The sequence below is a fragment of the Methylobacterium brachythecii genome, from assembly GCF_014196345.1.
GTDB lineage: Bacteria > Pseudomonadota > Alphaproteobacteria > Rhizobiales > Beijerinckiaceae > Methylobacterium > Methylobacterium brachythecii.
On the sequence record NZ_JACIDN010000014.1, the window covers coordinates 1 to 24,736 of the forward strand.

The following is a 24,736-nucleotide window of genomic DNA, read 5'->3' on the forward strand; positions in this document are numbered from 1 at the left end:
CCGAACCCGAAGCGCGCTTTGCCCAGACCGAGGTACAACCCTTGGCCGCCTGACCCAAACCAAAATGGCCTCCGGGAAACCCGGCGCGGTTCACTTGTTGTGACGGATCCTGCTCTTGCGGCCGCGTTTGCCCGGGATGATCGGCGTGATGCCGCTCTTGCGTAGGTCGGCGCGCAGCCAATCGGCGTCGTAGCCCTTTTCGGCGCTCAGGCGGCGGATTCGGCCGGGCACGTCGGTCGGGACCGCCGGAGCGGCGTTGACATCGCTGGCGTTGCCGGCGTCACCAGGAGGACGCCGGGCCGGCCGAGGAAATCACTGTGCGGGTGGACATTGGTCGTCTGGCCGCCGCGCGACGGGCGAATGGCCTGCGCTGTCGCCCCGCTTTCCCGCAAGCGCCGAGCAATGCGCTTGCACGTAGGTGCTGTCGATGGGAGCCGCCACGCGCGAACAGCCAGCCTTGGCAAGGGCCGCCAACATCCTCCTACAGAAAGCATTCCGGGCCATCTGTTGAAGCGGTTGTAGACGGTGGTGCGAGCCCCATACGCGGAGGGCAGTCACGCCAGCAGCAACCCGAGGTGAGCTAGAGCCGTTTCCGTTCATATTGGGTCGAAGGCATCGTATGGCTCGGCGGCGTCATATTTTCGGCATTCGCGAGGATGGAAGGCCTTGAAGGCTTCTCGGATGGCGGCCCAAAGGTCTGGCCCAGTGCGCGCGGCAACTGTCCGCAGAAGTGCCTTCAGCTTGGCGAAGGCCTGTTCGATCGGGTTGAAATCCGGGCTGTAGGAAGGGAGGTAGAGCAAGCGTGCGCCGGCCGACTCGATGGCTTTCCGCACGCCAACCACCTTGTGGACGTTCAGGTTGTCTAGAATGACTCTGTCGCCGCGCTTCAGCCGCGGGACCAGGGTATCGGTGACGTAAGCTAGGGTCCGGACCCATAAGTTTGGCTTGGCTGGAAGCAGTGCGATTCCGTGCTCTCGATGGAGGAGCGGATGGATCATTTTTGGCTGACGGACGAGCAGTTTGCGAAGATCTCATCGCACCTGCCGACGGACACGCGGGGCAGGGAGCGCGTGGATGATCGGCGGGTGATCAGCGGGATCGTCCACGAGCTGAAGAGCGGTGGCCGCTGGCCGGACGCACCGCGTGAGATCTACGGGCCGAAGAAGACGCTCTACAATCGCTTCGTGCGCTGGGCAGAGAAGGGCGTCTGGGTCGAATTGTTCGAGACACTCGCGCACGCCGGGGGGCCGCCGGCGCAAGTCCTGATCGACTCCTCCGCGGTGAAGGCACACCGTTGCGCCGCCGGGGGCAAAGGGGGGAGCAGACCCAAGCCATCGGTCGCTCGCGTGGTGGGCGCACCACCAAGATCCACGCGCTCATCGATCGGCTCGGACGCCCGCTCGCCTTCCTGCTGACCGGAGGACAGATGGCTGACTGTACGGCGGGTGCGTTGCTCTTGGAACGCCTCCCGGCCTGTTCGATCCTGCTCGCCGACAAGGGCTACGACAGCGACGCCATCCGTCGGCAGATCGAGGCGGCTGGAACTGCGCCCAACATCCCGCCCAAGGCTAACCGCCGTTGGAAGCCGTGCTTTTCGCCCGTGCTCTATCGCGGCCGCAATGCCATCGAGCGCATGTTCGGCCGCCTGAAGGACTTCCGCCGCATCGCCACCCGTTACGACCGTCTAGCCAGCAACTATCTCGCCGCCATCTGCATCGCAGCAATCGTCAGCTACTGGTTATGAGTCCGGAGCCTAGGAAGCGCTAGCCGTTCGTCGCTCCGTCGAACACGGTGGTGGCGACGAGGCCGCTCGTACGCAGGGCGGCGGTGACCGTGGTGGTTTTGTAATTTCCGTGCAGAGCGGAGATACGGCAGCGCTCACCCTGTGGGGATCGACCATAGGGCCGCACCATGTTGATGGCGGCCGCCGTCTTGTCGATGAAGAGGAGGCTGTCCGGATCGAGATCGAGTTGGCCGTCGAGCCACGCCTCACGGGCTGCCATTATGTCTTCGCGTTGCTGCTCGTCTGCGTGAAGAGGCCCTTCTTACGGGTGAAGCCATGACGACCGAAGAACCGCCACAGCCCGCTTGTGCTCGGCCACGGTGTCGCGCAGTTCCCGGAGGAAGATCTGCAGATGCTTGCGGCAGATCTCCAGGATCGTCTCGCATGAGCCTCGATGACGGGCGGAGGCCGGTCGCCACCTGCGGGCTTGGGCGCGATCTCACCCGCATCCCGGAAGCGCGCGTGCCAACAGATCGCGCTGGCCTTACCGACACCGAAGCGCTCGGCCGCATGCTGCCGCGAGGATCCTGCTTCTATCGCTTCGATGACACGCTCACGCAGATCGACCAACAAAGCTGACGGCATGACGCTCTCCTGCGACCGCCGACCATCGAATCAGAATGCGGCAGGCACTGCTACCCCCGACTCAATCTGAGGGGGAACGGCTCTAGCGCAGGATGCCTCAGATGATCTGCAGGTCGTCCTTCTGCTCCGGCCCGGGCTGATCGTTGGGCATGAACGGGGCCATCACCGCTCACTATCCGTCCGAGCGCCGGAACAGGTCAGCCATCGCCGCGTCCACACTGCAAAACGGCAGCGCTGGATCACAAAACCATATGCTACACAATGCCTTACTTCGGCCCGAACTTTATATCATGGGTCCGGAATGAACCGAAAAACCTCAGCAGCTTTATAAGGCTAGTGGTGCGAGTCTAACACTAGGTGCCCACGCTTCGCGGCTCGGATGATGCGATCCAGATCGGAGGTCCAGACGAAGGGCTTTGGTCGGCTGTTGGTCTCCGCCACGAAGCGTTTGATTGCGGCCTGGATGTCGACCAACGATCGGAACACGCCTCGTCGTAGCCGCCGCTGCGTGAGCTTGGCGAAGAAGCCTTCGACGGCATTGAGCCAGGAGGCCGAGGTCGGGGTGAAGTGGAAGGTCCAGCGCGGGTGCCGGTCGAGCCAGGCGCGCAACTTGGGGTGCTTGTGAACCGCATCATTGTCGAGGATCGCATCGACGACCTTGCCGGCTGGCACGGCCGCCTCGATCGTATTGAGGAAGCGAATGAACTCTTGATGGGGGTGCCGCTGCATGCAGCGTCCGATCACCTTGTCCTCCAGCACGTTCAGAGCGGAAAATAGCGTCGTCGTGCCGTGGCGCTTGTAGTCGTGGGTGCGGGTCGTTGGCTGGCCCGATTTCATCGGCAACGGGGCCTGCGTGCGGGCGAGCGCCTGGATCTGGGACTTCTCATCGACCGAGAGCACGACGGCATGAGCGGGCGGGTCGACGTAGAGCCCGACGACATCACACAGCTTGGCCGCAAAGGCTGGGTCGGTGGAGAGCTTGAACTGGCGGACCCGATGCGGCTGCAGGCCGTGCCCACGCCAGATGCGCTGGACCGATGAGACGCTGATGGCCGCCACCTTGCTCATGGCCACCGCCGTCTAATGCGTCGTCTCTCCGGGAGGATCGCCCTGCGTAAGAGCCACAACGCAGTCCACCACCACTAACCCGAGCGGCGGGATGCGCGCCGGTCGCGTCTTGTCCCGCAGCAGTCCCTCGACACCCTCCTGAGAATAACGTTCCTGCCAGCGCCAGACCGCCGTCTTGGATACGCCGGCCTCGCCCATGATCGCGTGCGTGCCCAGACCATCCGCGCTCAGCAGCACGATGCGCGCCCGCCAGACATACTTCTGCGCGATGTTCCGGTCCCCGACGATCGCCGTGAGCCGGTCGCGATCCGTAGGTGTGTGGGTGATCGAGATGCCGTGCCGCATCCCAACAGACTCGCATCACACAATCGAAGCCGAAACCCCAGACCGACTCTCCTGCCAGATTTCAGCCACTAGTTCGAAACAATGCGCTGACTGCCGTGCGCTGGACCTGAACCGAAGGATTGCCTACACATCCGCGAACCCAGGGCGAAAATCCTGATCCCGCAGCATTCCCAGGCAGCTCAAAAAAAGCTCAATAGCACCTTAATTTCCGAAAGCGCCCAGATACCTCAAGTAACGTTTTAGGGGAAATCAATTTTTGCCTTAAACGGTACTAGATACAAATGCGTATTCTTACAAATATGGAGCATAAGCCTGATGTGGAAACTTATAAATTTTCGGAAGATATTCGACAGTCGCGGCAATCTCACGCCAATCGAAGGCGAAGAGGATATATCTTTCCGAATCGCGCGCGTATATTATCTATATGACATTCCTAGCGGATCGGTCCGGGCCGGTCATGCCCATACCCAGCTACAGCAAATTTACATACCAGTCTCAGGTAGTTTTGATGTTGAACTTACTGACGGAACCAATACAGACGTATTGCAATTAAATAGACCAGACCAAGGTTTGTACATAGGTCCCGGTGTTTGGCGAATTATAAAGAATTTCTCGGCTGGTTCAGTTTGCTTAGTATTGGCTTCGGCTAAATACGACGAGGAAGAATATATTCGCGATAAAGATAATTTTGATTTGTTCGTGCAGAAGCACCTGCAGAAATCCCAATAAATTAGTCGAGAGAAGCACCATGCACGGCGTTCCTTTTTTTTCTCTACAAAAAATACATCACGATACCCAGTCGATGCTTGAAGATGCTTTTCGCCGCGTTTTTGAGAGTTCATATTACATACTAGGGAAAGAGGTTGCTAGCTTTGAAACGGAATACGCCCGCTTCTGCGGTGTTCGACACGCGATAGGCGTCGGCAATGGGCTTGATGCACTCACGCTAATCCTACGCGCTCTCGATATCGGTCCGGGCGACGAAGTAATTGCACCAGCGCATACGTTTATCGCGAGCTGGCTGGCGATAGATCAGGTAGGAGCGACACTGGTGCCGGTCGAAGTCGATCCAACAACTTACAATATCGACCCCGACGCAGTCCGCAAGAGCATTGGAGAACGGACAAAAGCTATATTAGCTGTACATTTGTATGGACGCCCTGCGCCTATCGACGATTTGGTACAGATCGCGAGAGAATATAGTATTCCAGTCATCGAGGACGCGGCGCAAGCCCACGGTGCAATTTATCGCGGACAACGCACTGGCAGCCTTGGCTTGGCCGCCGCATTCAGTTTCTACCCGACAAAAAATCTGGGTGCGTTGGGAGATGGGGGAGCAATAACGACGAACGATGACGAGTTCGCCCGCCGCGTCCGAATGCTCCGGAATTACGGGTCGCAGCAAAAATACGTCCATGAAATTATCGGCACGAATTCCCGTCTCGATGAACTTCAGGCTGCATTCCTTCGTGCTAAGCTCCGTTTTCTGGACGAACAGAACGCATTACGTCGAAGCATCGCTTCGCGTTACGCGGAAGGTTTAAGCGAATGTCCGGACCTTGTACTTCCGGCTCCGGCAGATGATGGAGACGAGCATGTTTGGCATCTGTATGTAGTGCAATCACCGAAGAGGGACGCGCTGCAGGCCGGGCTAGAACAACGCGGTATTGCAACATTGATCCACTATCCTGTGCCATGCTTTAGCCAGGATGCATACAAAGAGCATAAATTTTCTAATAAATTTAGCATTTCCCAGACAATTGCGGACCGCGTTCTCAGTCTTCCAATGTGGCCGGGCATGTCCGACGAGATGGTGGAACAGGTCATCGCAGCGGTGCTCGAAGTATGTTCTCATTTAGAAAGCTCACCTAGAAATCAAGCAAACAATTGCGTCGACTGATCTTTATATTGCTAATTTGGAATACTGGTACGGTACTTACTGTAATATTATTTTTGCAATAGATTCGGGTTGGTGTAGTATGTTAGTTTGCGCCGTATGGGGAAAGGTGCGCTTAATGTTTTCGGGTTATTTTGCGACCCGCATCCTTTCGGTACTCGGGCGCTTGAGAGTTCCCAGGTTCTGGGGTTTAAAAAGGCACCGCTTTGTATCGTCGGAACTGAACGAAGAAATGATACTGATCCGACCACTATTCGACGAGGCTTGGTATCGTAAACAATGGCCCAAGGCGGCGACGTTTAAAATGGATTTGCGCGTCCATTATCTAACAGAAGACGCGGCTCGTTGGCATTCGCCGCATCCGTTATTTGATGGCACTTGGTATCTTACTCATCATCCTGATGTTGACGCTCTGCGCGTCAATCCACTCGTTCATTATCTAAGAGTGGGCGCACACCTCGGTTATTCGCCTAGCCTAGCGTTCGATACCTCTTGGTATTTGCGCAACAATCCTGATGTCTTAGAGGCGGGAATCAACCCGCTTGTTCACTTTGTTGCACACGGCATACACGAGAAAAGATCTCCTAACCCGTTCGACGAAGTTGCCGCCTTTAGAAAATTTGCGAAGTCCGGCAATGCGATTAAGGCAATCCGACTACTCGACTGGCGTCAGCAGCTCCTGCCTCTTGACGGGGAATTGCTTTATACCGAAATATTTCGCCTACAAAATATGAGAACACTCATAGATCAGAAAGCATCGGTATTAGCTCGCCCTGAGTGCCACGCGTCGCGCGACGCCGATTTAATGAGGCTGTTTCAGGTATCCGGTCAGCGAGACTTTGTCTCAGTGCTCCAGGCTACAATCGTCGGTGGACTACCTTCGTTAATTGTCGAAGACACGTTTATTCCAATCCCGTTTTGGTCTTCAAGTATTGACGATTGCTTGAGTTCCGGATCTCAAAACGTCTGGGTCTCCGACGATTTAGTAATCGCTAAATTTAGAAGAGCAAGCCGCACCTTTATCCCTAAAGGTATTTACATATCGAGTGCCAGTCGTGATGGCTTCTTCAGTTTTATTTCTGAAATACTACCTATTAGTATTTTTATCAAACTGTATAATATAGATCTGCAAATACCGTTGCTCGTACCAGCTTTCACAGACCTGAGGTCTAGGACTGCTCTCCAAGCCGTTATTGGCCTGGACCGTCCAATCATCGAGCTGGATACTGATTTATCCTACAATACGGATATGATTTACTGCCCTGTAGATCTTTACTCCAGCGCTCAACCCGGCGGACTAGATTTGCAATTTCACGTGCCATTATTACGTTTTGTGCGAGAACAAATTGTATCAAGCACAATCAAATCTGACTTTCTTCGTACTAGACGAATGTATATTAGACCAACCGACCGCTCTCAGCGCCTTGCAAACGAATCGGAGGTCTGCGCTGCCCTAGTCGACTGCGGTTTTGAGATTCTCGATGTTGATGAACTTTCCTTCGAAGTCCAGGTCCGACTTTTTTATAGTTCTGCGCTCGTCATTTTGCACGCGGGCTACGAATTTGCCAACGCTCTTTGGTGTCAACCCGGATCGCAGATTTTAGTCATCGAAGGCCTTCGCCGCCATGACTACGCCAATACCCCATTAGGACACACCATTGCCGAATTCAGTACCATTCACGTTTTCAAGGCAAGTTTTGGCCGCGCGGCCGACGAGGAAACGAGCCTTGGATCTCGCCCGCTTCTTCCCCTCGACGACTTAAAATTTATGATAGAGAGAATGACCGCGGCTCCTGGAACGTTGAGCCATAGTCGTCATAGTTAGTTTCTCCATACAAAATTAGGCGATCTAAATCGCACCATATGAGAAAAACAGTGCCGATCGTCAGCTTCATAGTCACCTTCTACCAGCAAAGGCCTTTTATCGAGAGGGCTATTCGAAGTGCCTTGGACCAAAATTTTGATGGCATAGAAGTCATTGCGGTGGACGACGGCTCGACCGACGGTAGCTCGACGCTCGTGAGCAACATCGACGACCCTCGGCTAAAGCTGATCGTTCAGGATAACCGCGGGCCAAGCCTAGCAGCAAATGCTGGTATTGAGGCGGCTAGTGGGGAGTACATCGCCTTATTGGGCGGTGACGACGTCGCCCTGCCAGATCGCATATCTCGACAGCACGATCTGGTTTCGCGCGGATATACTGATATCGCCTTCGACGTCCCTCTGCTGATCGATGAAAATGGTTTGCCACTATCGAACGCTGCTTATCCTGCTTTCTCGCGTCGAGAAGGCGGCCAAAATCTACAGGTATCGCTTGATGTTTTATTTTTCGACAAAAATTTTTTGTGTGCTCCGTCTGCTTTCATGCGCAAGTCAACGTTCTCAGAAGTCGGTCCGTTCAATCCGGGTCTTATTCAACTGCAAGATTTCGAGTATTGGATACGTTGTCTCAAGAAAGGCTTCCGTTTAGACGTAATCTGCGACGGATTAACGGCCTACCGGCGGCTTACCAAAAGCAGGAACTTATCGAGTGAAGTGTACATGAATCGTATTCTATTTGAAGAGGATTATATTATGCGTCGTTTTTTTGACGACCTGGACATGCCGTCGCTCCGAAAACATTTTGGTAAGTACATTCCATTTCAATTCGGCGATTCTTTTGGTGAGACGGCTCTCGCCAAAGCTCTAATTTATTTATACCATCGGCATTATGCCGTTTCAAATATGGCTTTCGAAATTTTAATCGACATCCTGAAAGACGATGCGCAAACGCGCGAAACAGCAACATCCGTCGGTTTGACGATGCCGGTGATCTTCAACGAGATGCTATCTCTCCGACGGAACGCTGACTAAGTACTCGTAATGTTGCTTGGCCCTCGTCCCGAGTTACAGTGATGCGGCTTGGTCAGTACATAATCCTTGAGAGAGAGTGTCAATGAGAATATTATGATATCAATATAAGGCGGCTCGTTGTACGAGGCGACATACAGGTTTTTATTAAGTTTGTTCGAGCGATGAAGGAAAGTATGGCGAACTTATTCTCGAAAGGCGGCGCAGCTTTGCGCCTCCGTTCCGCAGTGAAGGGTCTTCATCCTTTGGCGCGGCGCGCGTTCCAGCTCTTGGACAAAGATCCAAATGTCATAGGTTTCGATCCCGATTATTATTTACGACATAACCCAGATGTAGCCCAGGCTCAAGTTCATCCCTTGCTTCATGCAATTAAGCATGGGGCACCGGAAGGCCGAGAGGTAGCCCCTGGGTTTTCGGCCCACTGGTACTCGGAAATGAACGAAATAGAAGGCAGTGACGCAAATGACGCAATTCTACACTTGATCCACGCGAGATCGGGCTCCAAGAAGCAGAAATTGGCATTCTTCGGTTATGCATGGAATGGTGAATGGCGCTTAGACGCTTATATGCGAGAGGTAGTTTCGAGTATCTCTAGTCTTGGGATTGACGTTGATGTTTACATAGGAAATCAATTCACCAGAGAGGGCGGCCCTAAGGGTTTTCGAGAAGATCTCACAACGAAGGATCTTAAAGCATTCGTGAAGTCGCAAGATTATGATTTCGCATTCTCGTTTAACAATGCGCTAATAACTCCAGATACTGTAGATGGACTTGATTGTGTTATCGTTTCTATCGTCGTCGACAGCAGACATCATTTGTTCGATCACATGGACGATGGAGGAGCCGAAGTCTTTAGGCTCCCTATACATGTAGCTCCGATCTACACGTCCTTGGTTAGTGATTTAGAGTTCTCTTTGGGCCACAGGACTTTGGCGACCTTTCTGCCAGCGGCTACTCAAATCACGCGTCGCGAGCCCTCTGCCGGCGAAGACTCAATCACTATCTCATGGATTGCTAGCTTAGTAGGAGATCATAATGTCGACAGTTTCATGGCGCGTATCCCCGACCTCCCGGGAGGCTTAGAACTCGTTAAACGTTGCTTATCAGACATCGAGCGTACAGGAAAAATCGGCGACGACTGTATTACTCAGGAGGCAGCGCACATCTTGTGCTCGTGGGCTTCATGGGATTTTCAGTATTTGGAAATGCAACTTCAAAACATTGTCACAAACGGAACCCGTCTCGCAACCGTGGATATACTAGCCCCGTTAGGTCTGCGCGTGTTCGGAAACAAGCGCTGGCGGACTGCATCAACGTTCTTACCTGCCGTAGCCTACTCTTATCGATCCGGTAGCGGATTGCAGCGGCATGCCGAACTATGTGCGATTTATGATCAATCGAAAATTTCGATTAATTTTCCACAATCGCAAGCTGCAACCGGGATGCAGTACCGAATTCTTGACATTCTTGCGTCCAAAAGTTTGCTAATCACGAAGGATGTACCTGACTCCGATATGGAAAAATTGTTTGGCAAAACGTCGCCGATTGTAACTTTTACGGATTTAGCCGATTTACGGACCAAATGTAATTATTATCTAAACAATGAAGAAGAGCGCCTGGATTGCGTTAAAAAGTGTAATGCGTTAGTTGCTACCGGTTTCAGTTTTCGGGAGCGAACGCTGCAATACTTAGACTTGAGCAACAAGAAAGCTTCACAAGCCATTAACCCAGACGATGGACGGGGATCGATTATTCTAATTGGCGCAAATAGAGTGAGGGAGTGGGCGGCCCGCCATTGGCGGACCGCATAACTTTTATTCAATATCGTCCAATCTTAGTACTGCCGTATGCTCATGGTTCCCGGTGTACAGATGAGCAGGATTTCGACGAGTGAATTCTAGCAGGTCCACGCGATCCGTTTTCCCTGAACGTTCGTCTATCTCTTTTCCATCTTTAAAGCGTATGTCAGACTTTTCAGCTTTTCCGGTCATATCAAGACCACCGTACCAGATGGAATCCCACGAGTGGAAAGCTGAGTTTTCCATCCATCCATCGTCAGGATCAGCAATCACACCCTCTTCTGCACGACAAATCACACTCATATAATATTCGTGACCATTGTTCTTCATGTACTCACATCGTATGGGTCGGAGTCGAAAATAACGCAGCATGTAATCAAAGAGGGGGACAGAAATATACCAGTAAGTAGTCAAATTCATCTGCAGTTCACCTTTTTGATTGAACTGCATTATATGCGTTGGATCGAGGGTAACATTAGTCGAAATGATCGCAAGACCTCCATCTCGTATTAGGGGCCGGATGGAGCCTATCCAGTGCATCGGCGAATAGACATGATAAAGCAGTCCTGATAGATTTACTAGGTCAAACTGCCCCGTGTTTCTGCCAAGAAGATGAGCGTAAGCCGGTACTTTCTCTGGTATTTCTTCATAATAAAAATCAACACCGTGAAGGTTTTTTATGTAGTCAATTTTACGCAGGTTCATCTCTATCGTATCGACACCCGGATCTTTTAAAACCGACGGCCGCGCCGAGTCGGCCGCCACAACAGTTGAAGCTCCACTTTTGCACATGATGGTAGGAATCAACCCTTCCATTGTACAAATGTCAGCAACCTTACGTCCCTTGAGGTCTATTTTCGAAAGATTTTTCCGCGGCAATAAAATCATATCGTCATTGTAGACTCCTTTGAAAAAGCTTCTGTCGGGTTTCTCTACAGTGTAGTACCACCAGCTATCTTCGAGTTTTGAAATCACGTTTCGCTCCTTTTTGGCACGGAAAGCCAAGCAGGTTTGGCCCCGCGAGGCAAGCCTTTCGCGGCCGCCCTAGGTTTTTCTGGAAAGGTTTTGGAATATCAGCGAGAGCCCGTTTCTACCAGGTGATTCAAATTGTATCATATTAAAATGGATGGGTGGTGACCTTGCCCCCTGAAATGCCCTCGTTCTGAAGCTAGGATCCGTCGATCAGGAGACGGACGATGAGGAAGAGCCGGTTCAGCGAGGAGCAGATCATCGGCATCTTGAAGGAGCAGCAGGCTGGCGTGCCTGTTGCCGAGATCTGCCGGAAACACGGGATCAGCGACGCGACGTTTTACACGTGGCGATCACGGTTTGGTGGGATGGAGGTCTCGGACGCTAGGCGGCTGAAGGCACTCGATGACGAGAACCGTCGTCTGAAGAAGCTCCTGGCGGAGGCTATGCTGGACGTCTCGACGCTCCGTGAGGCACTCGGAAAAAACTTCTGACGCCCGGCGCACGGAGAGCGGCCGTGGCTTGGGCGATCGAGAAGAAGGGCTATTCGCAGCGTCGTGCCTGCGGGCTCATCGGCCTGGAGCCGAAAACGCATCGCTATGCGTCGACCCGACCGGATGACGCGGGCATCAGAGCGCGCCTGCGAGCGCTCGCGGGCGAACGTCGGCGGTTCGGCTATCGGCGACTGCTCATCCTGCTGCGGCGCGAGGGCGCCAGCCTCAATCACAAGAAGCTCTTCCGGCTCTACCGAGAAGAGAGACTGGCGGTCAGGCGGCGCGGAGGGCGCAAGCGGGCTCTCGGGACACGGGCACCGATGACGCTGCCACAGGAGCCGAACCAGCGCTGGTCGCTCGACTTCGTATCGGACGTCCTGGCGGACGGTCGGCGCTTCCGTGTGCTGGTCGTCGTCGACGACTTCACCCGGGAGTGCCTGGCGCTCGTTGCCGACACATCGCTGTCGGGCCGACGAGTCGCTCGCGAGCTCGATCGGATCATCGTGTCTCGCGGTCGTCCACTCGTGATCGTCAGCGACAACGGCACCGAACTGACGTCGCACGCGATCCTGCACTGGCAGGAGGATCGTGGGATCGAGTGGCACTACATCGCTCCCGGGAAGCCGCAACAAAACGGCTTCGTCGAGAGCCTGAACGGACGCTTCCGCGACGAATGCCTCAACGAGCATCTCTTCCGAGGATTGCCCTCGGTCCGCCGGATCGTCGAGGCTTGGCGGATCGACTATAACCTTCAACGGCCGCACACGAGCCTGGGCGGCCTCACCCCAAACGAGTTCGCAACCCGGTCCAGACAGGACCAGAACCAGAACGGACTCTGGTTATGATCGGGGGCAATAGGGGGGCAAGGTCATCGCCTTTGCCCTGCGGCAGGCGGAGAACGGTGCATCGGTGGACGAGGTCTGCCGGAAGATGGGCGTGTCCGAGCCGACCTTTTACCGCTGGAAGATGCAGTCCGTTGGCATGGGTGTGCCAGAGATTCGGCGGTTTGAAGCAGTTGGAGGACGAAAACGCCAAGCTCAAACGACTGGTCGCCGACCTGACGCTGGACCGCTCCATGCTGCAGGACGTCCTCGAGCGAAAGTGGTGAGGCCCGCCGTTCGCCGCGAGGTCGCCGGTCACCTGCAGGTAGCCTACGACACCAGCGAGCGTCGGGCCTGTCACGCCACCGGCTTTGGCCGCTCGTCCCAGCGCTACAGGAAGCGCGCCGACCCGCAGGTCGCGCTGAGGATGCGGCTGAAGGAGCTTGCCGCAGCACGGGTTCGCTACGGCTATCGGCGGCTGCACATCCTGTTGCGACGAGAGGGCTGGGGGGTGAACCACATGGCGTAATCGGGACCGAGCATCTCGCAGTAGCCTGTCGTCCCCTGAAGAGGAGGACGTGTGATGAGCTTTTACGTTGGACTGGATGTCTCGACGAAGGAAACCGCGATCTGCGTCGTCGATGAAGCGGGCGAGCGTGTATGGGCCGGAACGTCCCGGACCGATCCCGACGTAATCGCTGCTGTTCTGGAGCGGCGAGCTCCCAGTGTCACGAAGGTCGGGATCGAGACGGGACCTCTCACGGTTTGGCTCTGGCACGCCCTTCATGAGCGTGGCGTACCGATCGTCTGCCTTCACGCGAGGCATGCGGCGGCGGCTCTCAAGCTGCAGATGAACAAGACGGATCGGAATGACGCGCTGGGTCTGGCGCGCCTGGTCCGTTCGGGATGGTACCGGCCGGTGGCCGTGCGCTCGATCGAGACCCATCGCTTACGCGCCCTCCTCATCACCCGCGACCAGCTCGTCGGAATGCGGACGGCGCTGATCAACAAGATCCGCGGGCTGGCAAAAACCTTTGGGATCGTGATCGGGCCGGGCAAAGGCGGAACCTTCACCCGGCATGTCCAGGCGCAGCTTCCAGACGATCCAGTCCTGAACTCGCTCTTCAAGACACTCCTATCCATCCTGGGCACCATCCAGGAACGCAGTCATGAGATCGCAAAGCAGCTTGCGCGCGTCGCTCGTCAGAACAAGATCTGCCGGCTTATGATGACGACGCCCGGCGTGGGTCCTATCACTGCAATCAGCTTCGTCACGACGATCGAGGATCCTCATCGCTTTCGACGTTCGCAGGATGTTGGCGCCTACCTCGGGCTGACTCCGCGCCGCTATCAGTCAGGCGAAGTCGACATCAACGGCCGGATCTCGAAATGCGGGGATCGCCTGTCGCGTAAGCTTCTCTTCGAAGCTGCCAACGCAATGCTGTCGCGCATTTCACTACCGCTCGCCTTGAAGGATTGGGGAGCAGCGATTGGTCGGAGATCTGGCTTCTGGAAGGCACGCGTCGCACTGGCGCGAAAGTCGTCGGTCATCCTTCATCGCATGTGAATCGACGAGCGCCCCTTCGAGCCGAAGGTGGGCCCGATGGCCTGATATCGCGTTCGGCTGTAAAGCTGCCGCCCCGCCAGGGTGCGGCCATCTCGGGGTTCGCTTCGTGACCATCCGGAATACGAGAATCACATTGAGAGACCTGTGATCTGGCGCCATGTTGAGGAGGCACGCAGTGCCGACCTCGAAGACGACAACGATGCGTAAGGCAGATCGAACACAAGCACCCTGGCTCAAGGCTTGATCAATTAGACGACAAGCGGACGTACCGGATCTACCGGGACGAAGGGCTTTCGATCCGGCCCAAGCTGCCCAAGCGCAATCGGGCCTGGCGCTACCGTCAGGGCCGACCGGCGATCGGCGGCCCGAGTGAAGTCTGGGCGATGGACTTGGTCGCTGCGCGGCCGCCTTCGGCTCATGTCCGACCGCCTCTTCGACGGGCGTCCGTTCCGGATTCTGAGGGTCGTCGATTGCCACTCGCGAGAGGCGCTCTCGCTCACGCCGAGAGCGAACTTCCCCGCCTTCCAGGTGGTCGAAGCGCTCGATGCTGTGGTCCGGCTTCGCGGGCGGCCTGAGAGCCTGCGGGTCGACAACGGGCCGGAATTTGCCGGGCGTATGCTCGACCAGTGGGCCTACCTGAACGGGGTCGAGATCGACTTCTCCCGACCGGGCAAGCCGACCGACAACGCCTATATCCAATCGTTCAACAGCCGCCTATGGGCGGAATGCTTGACGCCTCGTGGTTCCTGTCGCTGGCCGATACACGTGAGCGCATCGAGGAATGGAGGTGCCATTACAACGAAGATCGACCCCACACGGCCTTGGGCGGCTTGACGCCCCGAGCCTTCGCCAACCAAGCTGTCACAGCCCGAGAACTTGCATAGGCTTTGGACCAGAAACAGGGTCAAGCTTACAATGTCCGGAAGCTCACCCTTCGCCCGGACCAAATTCCGGGGGACCGTCAAGCGGATCGACAGCCCTTCCTCGCGGTAGAGATGGTAGGTGCGCTTGTCGTCTATAGCCACTGCCGATCATGCTGGATCGAATGCATCGTATCCGGCAGCGGCTCTCGCGTGAACGGTTTCATGACTGACTGACCCGTCGAAACTCACCGCAGCCACCACACACGCACAACCACGACGATACCAACCTCAACGACCACCAGGATGATCGTCGACGCGCCCCACCGCTCCGGCGACGTCCGTGCCGGCAGCCGGCGCTCTGCCTCAGCAACGTAGCAATCAAAGGCGTCGGCTGGGGTCTCGTCGTAGCGGTCGTCGGTCACTGCTTCCGCTTCTCGGCCAGCGCCTTGATGGCTGCCACGTACAGATCGATGCTCGCCGACGGACCGACGAAGCCATCCCAACGATAGCTCTCCGCGCGCAAGGCGAACCGCTCCAGTTCGGCAGCGGTGTCGTCGCCCGAATATTTCGGTCCGCCGGTCACGGGAGCCTCTACCACAGCTCGATCGCCTTCAAATTTAACAAAACCAACTGTGCGACCCTCATATCGACCTCCATGCCTGTTATCGCGATGCGCTTGTTTTCATGAGGAATTTACCTTGCAAACAATGAATATCGTTCTGATCCCTGGTTTTATGGCGGATGACTCGCTTTGGGACGACATGCTGCCAGCAATGGAGGCTGTAGGCAGGATCACGTTCGGCGACACAACCCGCGGTTCGACGATCTCGGAGACTGCAGAGCATGTCGTCGCAGATGCGCCGGCTAGGTTCGTCCTCGTGGGCTTTTCAATGGGTGGTTACATCGCGCGTGAAATCGCCCGCATCGCGCCGGAACGGGTAGAGGCGCTCGTCCTAGTGGCTACATCCGCCCGTGCTGACACACATCAACAGACGCGGCGGAAAGAGGTCGCGCTCAAGATGATGGAGACGCGTCCGTTCGCTGGGTTCAGCCGCCCCGGTATTCTGATCTCGTTGCACCCCGACCGCGCGAGCGACGATACGCTCATCGAGCGCGTTCGTGCGATGAGCGAGCGAGTCGGCATCGAGGTCTATCGGCGGCAAACTTCGCAGTTTCGTGAAAGCGATCTTTATAGGCTGGAGCCGATCAAGTGCCCCACCCTGATCGTCGCGGCCGACCGGGACGCACTTCGCAGCTTGGAAGAATCAGAGGAGCTTCATACCGGCATCGCCGGGTCGACCATGGTCGTGATCGAACGATCAGGTCACATGATCCCAATGGAGAGGCCTGATGCGCTCGCAGCGGCGATCTTCGCCTGGCTTAGAGAGCATGTCGGCAAGTAGCTGAGGTACGCTCAGTGATGAAAAGCCTGCTACCAAAGCCCGATCGCCCTCGACGTCCACCACACCATCGGCAAAACGCCCGCTCCGACGAATAGGCTGGCGAGAAGCACCAAGATCACGGTGCGGCGGCGTGGCCTGCCCCCATCTGGTGGTCCAGGTTCGACGTTAGTGTATCGTCGGCCTGAGCTTGACCCTGTTTCTGGTCCAAAGCCTATGCAAGTTCTCGGGCTGTGACAGCTTGGTTGGCGAAGGCTCGGGGCGTCAAGCCGCCCAAGGCCGTGTGGGGTCGATCTTCGTTGTAATGGCACCTCCATTCCTCGATGCGCTCACGTGTATCGGCCAGCGACAGGAACCACGAGGCGTCAAGCATTCCGCCCATAGGCGGCCGTTGAACGATTGGATATAGGCGTTGTCGGTCGGCTTGCCCGGTCGGGAGAAGTCGATCTCGACCCCGTTCAGGTAGGCCCACTGGTCGAGCATACGCCCAGCAAATTCCGGCCCGTTGTCGACCCGCAGGCTCTTAGGCCGCCCGCGAAGCCGGACCACAGCATCGTGATCCTCCCTCGGTTTCACGGACACCTCTGATACGCTCGTTACGAGCGGGGAAGGTGTTTGATGGCGAAGACGAGACGGGAGTTCACCCCCGCGTTCAAACAGGGGGCAGTGGCCCTTCTGGAAAGCAGCGGCCGGCCACAGATGCAGATCGCGGCCGAGTTCGGGATCCAACCCTCGATGCTGAGACAGTGGCGTACGGCACAGATCGGCGGATCCCCGACGCCGCGGGCAGCAGAATCAGCTGGGACGTCGACGGCGAGCGCAATGTCATCCCCATCCGATCAGGCTGCCGAGATCGCTCGCCTGCGTCGTGAACTCGATCGAACGCGCATGGAGCGCGACGTCTTAAAAAAACGTGTGGCCCGCCCCGTCTGCAAGGTAGCCGATGAAGATGCCTGTGATCGGTTTGCACAAACGTATCCGGCATGTCAGCACGGTGGCCGCCGCCAAGATGGAGAGCCGCACGTACCGGGCCTCATAAGCAATTCGGCTTAGTTGGGCCGCTTTTTTTGCCAGGCTTCCGGAACGTCGCTCGATCGTCAGGCCATCTTCACTGTCCTCCCGCAGACCTCGTGGACATGCGCCGAGCGGTCGCGGTCCGGCTCAGGTCGACCTCTTTCGATGCCTCATGCGAGATCCAGCTGCGGCGGCCGCTCAAAGCTCACTCCTTTCCGGAGTGTCGCCCAGGCGATCCTGGCGAGCTTGGCTGCGAGCGCGACCACCACGACGTTGTAGTGCGCACGCGCCAGCAGACCGCGCAGCCATCGGCCGGTCGCGTCCTCGACCTTGGACAGTGAGGCCAGCGCTGCGCGCGCGCCGTGGATGAAGAGGCCACGCAGGTAGGCGTTGCCCCGCTTGCTGATGCCGAGCAGTTTCGGTTTGCCACCGGTCGTATGCTGCCGGGGCACGAGGCCGAGCCAGGCCGGCAGATCGCGCGCGGAGGCGAAGGCGCTTCCATCGTCGACGGCTTCACGCAGGGCCGTGGCCGTCATCGGCTCAACGCCCGGGATCGACAACAGACAACGTGCCGCTTCGTCGGCGCGGGCATTCGAGAAAAAATTCCCGATCGAGAACGTCGATACGACCGTCGAGGCTCGCCCACTTTTCGCGGATGTCGGCGACGAGAGACCGAACGCGTGCGCCGATCCGCACCTCGGGATCCGTTGGGAGAGCTCCGACTGCCGTCTCGAACTTGCGCCGGCCTTACGCGAAGCCGAGACCGCGCTCCAGCAGAATCGCACGGAGCTGGTTCATAAGCATAGTCCGCATGCCGACCAGCCGTGACCGGACGCGGTGCAGGCTCTGCATATCGAGTTGCTCCTGCCCCTTGAGGGGCACGAAGCGCATCGTCGGGCGTGTGGTGGCCTCGGCGATCGCCTCGGCATCGCGGTCGTCGTTCTTCTGCGCTTTGACGTAGGGGCGGACGTACTCGGGCGACATTAGTCGGATGGTATGTCCCTGCGCGGCGGGCAGCTGCCCGAGGTGATGAGCGCCGCAGCAAGCCTCCATCGCTACGACACAAGCGGACGACTTGGCCGTGAGGCCGACGATCGTCTCACGCTGTGCGCGACGACGCAGAACCACTGCACCGGCCGCATCAAGGCCGACGAGACTGCAACTGTTCTTGCCGAGGTCGATAGCCAGCACCGCGATTGAACTTTTTGCCATTCCAGATCCCTCCACGTGTTCCTGGCAGCAGAATGCCACCATCGGTTCGGTGAGAGGCGGGCCATCCCATAAGCCATCGGCATCTTTGCGGAGATGCCGAAGTTAGGTTCGCCTTCATCGAGCAGCATGCGAGCACCTGGCCGGTGCGTCTCATGTGCCGCGTGCTCGACGTCTCCCCGAGCGGCTATTACGGCTGGCGATCCCGTCCCGAGAGCGCTCGGTCGGTCTCCAACCGTCAACTGCTCGATGACGTTCGGCGCATTCATGCCGGGCATCACAGGCGCTATGGCGCGCCTCGCATTCATGCCACGCTGCGGGCAGAAGGCCGATCGGCCAGCCGCGGGCGAGTGGAGCGCCTCATGCGGCGTCACGGCATCCGAGCCCTGGCGGGACGTCGGTTTCGGCCCTGCACCACCGACAGCCGTCACGACCTGCCGATCGCGCCGAACCTCCTGAAGCAGCAGTTCTCGGCCACACTGCCCAACACGGTCTGGCTAGCAGATATTACCTACCTGCCCACCGGACAGGGCTGGCTCTACCTGGCCGCCGTGCTCGATCTCGCAACCCGCAAGATCGTCGGCTGGTCCATGCGCGATCATATGCGGACCGAGCTGACCTCGGCGGCTCTGATGATGGCCACTCAACGGCAGAGACCGGTCGCCGCGCTCATCTGTCACTCGGATCGTGGTAGCAAATCGCGGCCGAGGCCTATCGAAAGCAGCTTGCCGACATGAAGGCGATGCCGTTCATGAGCCGGACGGGCTGCTGTTACGACAATGCCCCGATGGAGAGCTTCATCCATACCCTCAAGGTCGAACTCGTTCATCAGCGACGACGGGCGACCCGGGACGAAGCCAGGCGCGACCTGTTCGGGTACATAGAAGGTTACTACAATCGGCAGCGTATCCAATCGGCTCTAGGCTACATCACCCCAGAGCAGCCCGAACGGAATGTGAGCTAGACCTCGTGTCCGTCAAATCGGGGGAAGATCAAGATGCGCGCGACCCGCTTCACGTTCACCGTCCAGCCTTCGCGACGGAGCAGCGCGGTGATCCGACGATAGCCGTAGCGCCCGTACTGCAGTGCAGACGAGCGGGCCTTCTCCTTCACGGGATCGGGCGCCTCGTATCTGTTTGCGTCGTACACACAGGTGCTCAACACGCTCGCGCGCTTGACGAGCCCCGTCACCAACCTGTTCTCCGGGTCGGGACTCGTGACGCTCGGCATGGACACGCTTGGCGCTGTCTCTCGGCTGCTCTACGCCATCGCCGGCCGGTCCTGGGCCTGGATCGAACAGCGCACTCTCAACGGCATCGAAATGCTCGGCATCCGCGCGACACCCGACGGCAGTACGCCGGTCGATGCCGTCCTCGTGGACCTGACGACCGGTGGCGTCGATGTTCTCGAGGCCTCCGCCACCTTGGCATCGGCGACGACCGTCAATCTCGGCTCGGTCAAAACTAAGAAGGTCACGATCACCGGGTCGGCCAACATCAGCTCGTTCGGCCCGGGCGCGCAGCTGGAGCGTCTGATCACCTTCACCGACGGCGGTTCGGTGCTGACTTACAACGCCACGTCGCTGAAGCTGCCGACCCTCGCCAGCATCACCACGCGAGCCGGCGATACCTGTCACGCTACGCAAGACCCCGCTGGCAATTGGCACATCCACGACTACACACGCGCGGACGGTACACCGCTAAGCCTCGGCGGCGCTTTGCGCTTCGATGCGGTTCAGTCGCTCAACGGATCACAGCTCGGACAACTGCTGACGAATTCGCGGTTCGCGGAGCTTTTCCCTCGCATCGACATCGCGACCCAGGGGCTTTCTGCGACACAGATCTCGAACGCGCTGACGAACCTTGGCGTGTCGACCTTCGTCAAAACTCTGCTCGACGATGCGGATGCCTCGACAGCACTTCCGACGCTCGGCATTTCGGACTTCATCAAGACGCTTCTTGACGACGCCAATCAGGCAACCGCGCTGCAAACCCTCGGTGCGCAACCGGCGGATGCCGACCTGACCGCCATCGCGGCACTGGCCACGACCGCCGTTGGCCGATCGCTGCTGACGCTCGTGGATGCCGTTGGCGCGCGCAGCTACTTCGGCGGCCTGTACCCGACGAGGGGCTTTGCCGCCGAGGGCTCAAAGACAGACTTTACTGACAACAACGCCTGTACGAACCCGCTGGGCGTCGACCTCGTCGCCACGGGGACCAGGATCTTCGGCTACGCCACGGCGGATTTCACGAACTCGTCTGGCGTTGCGGTCGATGTCCAGGCCCGGCTTGTTGTCGCCAACATCACGGCAGGCGGGACGACGGTCGCGGTCGGCCGCTCGCAGATCATCACGCTTCCGGCCGTAGCCTACACCGGCTCAGGCAAGCTCAACCCGATGATCCAGGTGAACGGCCTCACGCCCGGCACGACGTACCGCCTGCAGCTCTAGTTGCTGCGCGTCCAGGCTCAGGGGCCGATCGCCCAGCCCATTTTGCAGGTCGGAGGCATCAACCTATGAGCGTGGACGATACCTCCGTGGCCGACGATCTGGGCGGCGACCTTTCGGCGCCCGAGCACCTTCAGCTTCGTCTCGAAGACGGGATCGTCACAGGCCGATTCCGCTCGAATATCGAACAGCCGGACTGCATCTCCGTCGAGCCCGAGATCTTCGAGGCCGTCGCGGATCGCATGGGCCGTTGCAAATATGTGGGGGGCGTGCTGTCGGACTACGAGCCGCTGGCACCGCCTGTCGTGGTGCCCGACAATCCCACCAATTCCGACTGGCGGGTCGGGCTCATCCTCTGGCAGCGCTTCGCCGAGGCCGAGGCCAAGGTGGTTGCCGCGAAGGATTCCGGCTCAGTGCAGGGCCTCATCGCATGGCAGCGCTGGGAATACGCCAACAACGTTCTACGCAGCGAGCTGCTTCAGCTGAAGGATGTGTTCGGCTTCGCCGCCGCCGATGTCGACGAGAGCCTGTGGCGCGCTGACCGGATCTCGAAGGCGATCTTTCCGGCCAGTGGTCGCTTCCCGCAGGTGCGGCATGATCATGATCCGCAACACCAAGGTCGAAGAGACCGCCCTCGACACGCCCGAGGCAATTTCCGATCATCTCCACGCCGAGTTCGAACGCCGGCAGACGGCCGCTCTGTTCAAGCTCGGCGAGCGTGTGCGGATCATAAACCGATCCAGCATCCCGCCCGAGGTTATGGTCGGCGACGTCGGCACCGTCATGCTCTGCGATCCCGAGTTCAGCCCGCTCACCACCCTGATGGGCGTGAACGATCAGGTAATGACGATCCAGTTTCCGGTGCAGACGGCGAACCTGGAGCGGGTCGAGGCTTAAAGCGGGTCGAGCGGCCTGTGGGGCAGGATAACCGCTCGACCCGCCGTCACCCGCGCCGCGTTGGGACGAACGGCGAGCAACGCGGCTTCTTAGCGTTCTCGTGTTTCTGGATTTGATCGGGATCCAGCCAGCGGCCAACGCCGGGCGCTGCTGTAGGCAGGTCGAGCAATCTGGGGGGCAATCACAGCTCGACCTGCCATCACCTATTCCGACCAGGAATTGGAGGCGATACATGGACCGTAGCCGCTACAGCTTTCGGAAACCTTGAGACCATAGCCGGTCGAGTGAGATCGAGCGATCGAGCGGGCCGAACGGCCAATTCTCTGGAAGATATCCGGCCCGCCGTCGCTGAACCTGTGAGGGAAGGCCGCGACGGCTCAATTTAAGTCCCGTCGCTCCAAACGCCCGACTGCAATTCGGTAGGTCAGCCATCCGAGTGAGTACGAGCGTTCCGCTTTGCGGTCTCGGGTTTGATGACCAGGGCGATGTTGAAGCCTCCCGTGATCACTGGCCCGGTTATGCAAACGCCGGCCTTTTCGGGCCACAAGGGATCGCTCAACACTTCGACACGGTGCGGCGCAGCAACCATGCTGGCTAGACTGGCTTCAGCCGCCTCCCGCGCCTGCTCGCCAGTCGAAGCGCGCGCGGTGCGTACGTCCGCTTGGACGATCGCCAGAACTTCCCGCTGAAACTCAGCACTCATCGTCTCATCCCCTCGGACTGATGCGCAATCCGAGGACGGCGATTCGGTTCCGATAGTGAGAAATAGCATGGTTGCGAGCCTGGATCGCGCGGCTTTTTACGTGGCCGTGCGCAAGACACCCTTTGGCGGAAGCCTGTCCCAGAAGCAGGTCGACGGCTTGAACGCGCTGCTCGATGCTTGCCCGCCAGCGATGGAAACGTCGCCGCTGGCGTACTGTCTCGCCACGACGAAGTGGGAGACCGGGCACGCCATGTGGCCGGTGTCGGAGAACCTGAACTACTCCACCGCCGCACGCATCCGGCAGGTCTGGCCGAGCCGCTTTCCCACCGAGGCATCCGCTCAGTCCTACGTCCGCAACCCGCAGTCGCTCGCGAACAAGGTCTACGGCGGTCGGCTCGGCAACAAGCTCCCGAACGACGGTTGGGACTTCCGCGGCATGGGCGATTTCCAGGCGACCGGCCGAGACAATGCCCGGCGCGCCACAGGGCGCCTCCAGGACCTCGCCTACCTGACGAAGGACCAGGACCTCGTGGTGACGCCGACCCTGTTGCTCTACCCGTTCATCGTCGCAAGCCACCCTCGATCAACCGAGCCGGCGCCGAGGCCTGCACAAACGCGTCCTCGCAGGCCCTGCAGCGTAGGGCGGGCGGCGGATCACCAGCACCTGGATCTGGGCCGGCACCACATCGAGGCGCTCGGACACGTCCTCGCCTATCTTGTGCAGGGCGCCCGAGCAGCACGGGCAGGAGGTGCTGTCGATGTCGACGAGGGTCTCGACCCGCAGCAGATGGGCCGGCAGCGCCCCGCGGTTCGTACGGCGCTTGCCGATCCGTGAGGCCTTCTCAGCCGGTTCGATCTCCTCGGCAGCAAAGCACTCTGCCTCAACCTGCTCAGCCTCCTCTAGACCGAGCAGGAGCTGGTCTTCGGGCAAGCTCTCAGCGCGGCGTCCGAAGCGGTGGCGCTGCATCGCCAGGATGATCTGGCGCAGCCGCTCGTTCTCGGCGCGCTCCTCGGCAAGCAGCGCCTTGAGCGTCTCAGGATCGTTGGGCGGGGGCGAAGCAGGCTCGGCCACAACGAAGATTAGAGCATATCTGTTAGTGCCTTACCACCGTAATCGAACTTGCCCACGAGCCCTTTTGCTCAGCCTGCCAGCGTCGGGATACTGACTTGGCCGACAGCGTGCACCCGCCTCCAATCCAGCCCTTCGAGCAGGGCTGCGAGTTGCGCCGCCGTGAGACGCACGACCCCGTTCTCCATCCGCGGCCAACAGAACTTGCCGTCTTCCAGACGCTTGGCCGCGAGGACCATTCCGCTGCCATCCCAGAACAGAAGCTTGGCCCTGTCTGCGCGCTTCGAGCGGAACACGTAGATCGTGCCGCAGAACGGATCCGCTCTCATCGCATCTCGAACTAGCGCGGCCAGTCCATCCATGCCCTTGCGGAAGTCCAACGGACGGGTCGCCATCATCACGCGCACCGTACCGGACGGCCCGATCATGCCGAACCCTTCAGAGCCCGGATCACCGCCGCAATCTGAGCCCCGCTCGCGCCCGGTCCGACGCGGACCGCGACGCCGGAGATCTCCAACTCGATCCCAGCGGCCGGATCGCGTCGGCGCGCTTGTCGACACCGTTGTGCCGGCACAGCGAGCGGATCGGGCGTCAGCTTTGCGACGACCGCGGGGACAAATCTCATCGATGTGGAAGCCCGCTCAGCCTCCAGCGCGCGCCGTGCCTCCCGGCGCCAGCCGAACACCTACTGCGGTGTCAGCCCGTGGCGGCGGGCTACCACCGACACGACCGCGCCGGGCAGGAGCGTCTCCTCAAGAACCGCTGCCTTGGCGTCGGCCGACCAGACACGCCGCCCACCCGCACCGTTGATGACCTCCAGCCGCCTCGGCTCAAAGCTACGCTCAAGTCCAGACACGAGCCGATCCCCACGCCCCACGGCGATGGGCATCAGCATTCAAACTCGTCACGTCAATCGAAAGCGCGGCTTCAGACACCGCTTGCCTTCGAGCGGCGCAT

General features: G+C 58.6%; 18 protein-coding genes and 12 pseudogenes. 15 read left to right on the forward strand and 15 right to left on the reverse strand.

Annotation, left to right across the window (positions count from 1 at the left end):
- Positions 1-93 precede the first annotated feature (93 nt).
- Positions 94-580 (reverse strand): annotated as a pseudogene (locus GGR33_RS24845) (IS5 family transposase); the annotation flags it as partial.
- A 16-nt stretch (positions 581-596) separates the two neighbouring features.
- Positions 597-929 (reverse strand): annotated as a pseudogene (locus tag GGR33_RS24850) (transposase); the annotation flags it as partial.
- Positions 930-989: 60 nt separating this feature from the next.
- Between GGR33_RS24850 and GGR33_RS24855 the strand changes: the two are divergent.
- A protein-coding gene (locus tag GGR33_RS24855; RefSeq protein WP_183513433.1) for an IS5 family transposase occupies positions 990-1,744 on the forward strand; the annotation gives its coding sequence in 2 pieces (ribosomal slippage) (positions 990-1,320 and positions 1,320-1,744; 756 coding nt in all).
- A gap of 22 nt (positions 1,745-1,766) precedes the next feature.
- Here the strand turns inward: GGR33_RS24855 and GGR33_RS24865 are convergent.
- Positions 1,767-2,368 (reverse strand): annotated as a pseudogene (locus GGR33_RS24865) (transposase); the annotation flags it as partial.
- Positions 2,369-2,701: 333 nt separating this feature from the next.
- A pseudogene (locus tag GGR33_RS24870) lies at positions 2,702-3,781 on the reverse strand (IS630 family transposase).
- Positions 3,782-4,096: 315 nt separating this feature from the next.
- Here GGR33_RS24870 and GGR33_RS24875 point away from each other — a divergent pair.
- From GGR33_RS24875 to GGR33_RS24895, 5 genes are all read left to right on the forward strand, one after another.
- Positions 4,097-4,510, forward strand: a complete 414-nt coding sequence (locus tag GGR33_RS24875) for a sugar 3,4-ketoisomerase (RefSeq protein WP_183513450.1) — start codon at positions 4,097-4,099, stop codon at positions 4,508-4,510.
- Between the two features lie 19 nt (positions 4,511-4,529).
- The gene (locus GGR33_RS24880; RefSeq protein WP_183513454.1) at positions 4,530-5,681 is read left to right on the forward strand and encodes a DegT/DnrJ/EryC1/StrS family aminotransferase; all 1,152 of its coding nucleotides are present in this window, start codon (positions 4,530-4,532) and stop codon (positions 5,679-5,681) included.
- A 115-nt stretch (positions 5,682-5,796) separates the two neighbouring features.
- Entirely contained in the window at positions 5,797-7,503 is a 1,707-nt protein-coding gene (locus GGR33_RS24885) for a glycosyltransferase 61 family protein (RefSeq protein ID WP_183513458.1), read from the forward strand.
- A 50-nt stretch (positions 7,504-7,553) separates the two neighbouring features.
- Positions 7,554-8,531, forward strand: coding sequence for a glycosyltransferase (locus tag GGR33_RS24890; protein WP_183513463.1), 978 nt, complete (start codon positions 7,554-7,556; stop codon positions 8,529-8,531).
- A 173-nt stretch (positions 8,532-8,704) separates the two neighbouring features.
- Entirely contained in the window at positions 8,705-10,339 is a 1,635-nt protein-coding gene (locus GGR33_RS24895; RefSeq protein WP_183513475.1) for a glycosyltransferase family protein, read from the forward strand.
- A gap of 3 nt (positions 10,340-10,342) precedes the next feature.
- Here the strand turns inward: GGR33_RS24895 and GGR33_RS24900 are convergent, their stop codons facing one another.
- Positions 10,343-11,302 carry a class I SAM-dependent methyltransferase gene (locus tag GGR33_RS24900; protein ID WP_183513479.1) on the reverse strand — a complete coding sequence of 320 codons (960 nt, stop codon included), beginning with the start codon at positions 11,300-11,302 and terminating at the stop codon, positions 10,343-10,345.
- 221 nt (positions 11,303-11,523) lie between these two features.
- Here GGR33_RS24900 and GGR33_RS24905 point away from each other — a divergent pair.
- From GGR33_RS24905 to GGR33_RS24920, 4 genes and pseudogenes are all read left to right on the forward strand, one after another.
- Positions 11,524-12,635, forward strand: a protein-coding gene (locus tag GGR33_RS24905) for an IS3 family transposase (RefSeq protein ID WP_183513484.1) whose coding sequence is annotated in 2 segments (ribosomal slippage) — positions 11,524-11,779 and positions 11,779-12,635 — 1,113 coding nt in all. Because the reading frame shifts where the segments join, the coding sequence is not laid out codon by codon here.
- A 25-nt stretch (positions 12,636-12,660) separates the two neighbouring features.
- Positions 12,661-13,131: pseudogene (locus tag GGR33_RS24910) on the forward strand (transposase); the annotation flags it as partial.
- A gap of 63 nt (positions 13,132-13,194) precedes the next feature.
- Complete coding sequence (locus GGR33_RS24915; protein WP_183513496.1) at positions 13,195-14,178, forward strand: IS110 family RNA-guided transposase; 984 nt, start codon at positions 13,195-13,197, stop codon at positions 14,176-14,178.
- Positions 14,179-14,423: 245 nt separating this feature from the next.
- A pseudogene (locus tag GGR33_RS24920) lies at positions 14,424-15,062 on the forward strand (integrase core domain-containing protein); the annotation flags it as partial.
- 224 nt (positions 15,063-15,286) lie between these two features.
- Here the strand turns inward: GGR33_RS24920 and GGR33_RS24925 are convergent.
- A complete protein-coding gene (locus GGR33_RS24925; RefSeq protein WP_183513502.1) occupies positions 15,287-15,463 on the reverse strand; it encodes a hypothetical protein in 177 nt (58 codons plus the stop codon).
- On the reverse strand, positions 15,460-15,624 hold the full coding sequence (locus tag GGR33_RS24930) for a hypothetical protein (RefSeq protein WP_183513506.1): 165 nt from the start codon (positions 15,622-15,624) through the stop codon (positions 15,460-15,462). The genes GGR33_RS24925 and GGR33_RS24930 overlap by 4 nt, the downstream gene beginning before the upstream one ends.
- Positions 15,625-15,748: 124 nt before the next feature.
- Here GGR33_RS24930 and GGR33_RS24935 point away from each other — a divergent pair, with 124 nt between their 5' ends.
- Positions 15,749-16,444 carry an alpha/beta fold hydrolase gene (locus tag GGR33_RS24935; RefSeq protein WP_183513511.1) on the forward strand — a complete coding sequence of 232 codons (696 nt, stop codon included), beginning with the start codon at positions 15,749-15,751 and terminating at the stop codon, positions 16,442-16,444.
- Positions 16,445-16,655: 211 nt separating this feature from the next.
- Here GGR33_RS24935 and GGR33_RS24940 read toward each other — a convergent pair.
- Positions 16,656-16,996 (reverse strand): annotated as a pseudogene (locus GGR33_RS24940) (integrase core domain-containing protein); the annotation flags it as partial.
- Positions 16,997-17,059: 63 nt separating this feature from the next.
- On the opposite strand from GGR33_RS24940, the pseudogene GGR33_RS24945 reads away from it, so the two are divergent.
- Positions 17,060-17,353 (forward strand): annotated as a pseudogene (locus GGR33_RS24945) (transposase); the annotation flags it as partial.
- Between the two features lie 272 nt (positions 17,354-17,625).
- On the opposite strand, the pseudogene GGR33_RS24950 reads toward GGR33_RS24945, so the two are convergent.
- A pseudogene (locus GGR33_RS24950) lies at positions 17,626-18,646 on the reverse strand (IS110 family RNA-guided transposase).
- Between the two features lie 92 nt (positions 18,647-18,738).
- Here GGR33_RS24950 and GGR33_RS24955 point away from each other — a divergent pair.
- Positions 18,739-19,628, forward strand: a pseudogene (locus GGR33_RS24955) (IS3 family transposase); the annotation flags it as partial.
- 32 nt (positions 19,629-19,660) lie between these two features.
- Here the strand turns inward: GGR33_RS24955 and GGR33_RS24960 are convergent.
- Positions 19,661-19,753 (reverse strand): annotated as a pseudogene (locus tag GGR33_RS24960) (IS3 family transposase); the annotation flags it as partial.
- 127 nt (positions 19,754-19,880) lie between these two features.
- Between GGR33_RS24960 and GGR33_RS24965 the strand changes: the two are divergent.
- Both GGR33_RS24965 and GGR33_RS24970 read left to right on the forward strand, forming a co-directional pair.
- On the forward strand, positions 19,881-21,113 hold the full coding sequence (locus tag GGR33_RS24965) for a hypothetical protein (RefSeq protein WP_183513516.1): 1,233 nt from the start codon (positions 19,881-19,883) through the stop codon (positions 21,111-21,113).
- Positions 21,114-21,178: 65 nt separating this feature from the next.
- A complete protein-coding gene (locus GGR33_RS24970; RefSeq protein WP_183513519.1) occupies positions 21,179-22,123 on the forward strand; it encodes a hypothetical protein in 945 nt (314 codons plus the stop codon).
- A 308-nt stretch (positions 22,124-22,431) separates the two neighbouring features.
- Here GGR33_RS24970 and GGR33_RS24975 read toward each other — a convergent pair whose 3' ends face one another.
- From GGR33_RS24975 to GGR33_RS24995, 5 genes and pseudogenes are all read right to left on the reverse strand, one after another.
- Entirely contained in the window at positions 22,432-22,710 is a 279-nt protein-coding gene (locus tag GGR33_RS24975; protein ID WP_183513523.1) for a hypothetical protein, read from the reverse strand.
- Between the two features lie 569 nt (positions 22,711-23,279).
- A pseudogene (locus GGR33_RS24980) lies at positions 23,280-23,782 on the reverse strand (transposase domain-containing protein); the annotation flags it as partial.
- Between the two features lie 68 nt (positions 23,783-23,850).
- Positions 23,851-24,207, reverse strand: a complete 357-nt coding sequence (tnpB, locus tag GGR33_RS24985) for an IS66 family insertion sequence element accessory protein TnpB (protein WP_183513528.1) — start codon at positions 24,205-24,207, stop codon at positions 23,851-23,853.
- Positions 24,204-24,404: a hypothetical protein gene (locus GGR33_RS24990; RefSeq protein WP_183513533.1), complete on the reverse strand. Its 201-nt coding sequence runs from the start codon at positions 24,402-24,404 to the stop codon at positions 24,204-24,206. Before GGR33_RS24990 ends, tnpB begins: the two co-directional genes overlap by 4 nt.
- Before the next feature lie 60 nt (positions 24,405-24,464).
- On the reverse strand, positions 24,465-24,635 hold the full coding sequence (locus GGR33_RS24995; protein ID WP_183513538.1) for a transposase: 171 nt from the start codon (positions 24,633-24,635) through the stop codon (positions 24,465-24,467).
- Positions 24,636-24,736 lie beyond the last annotated feature (101 nt).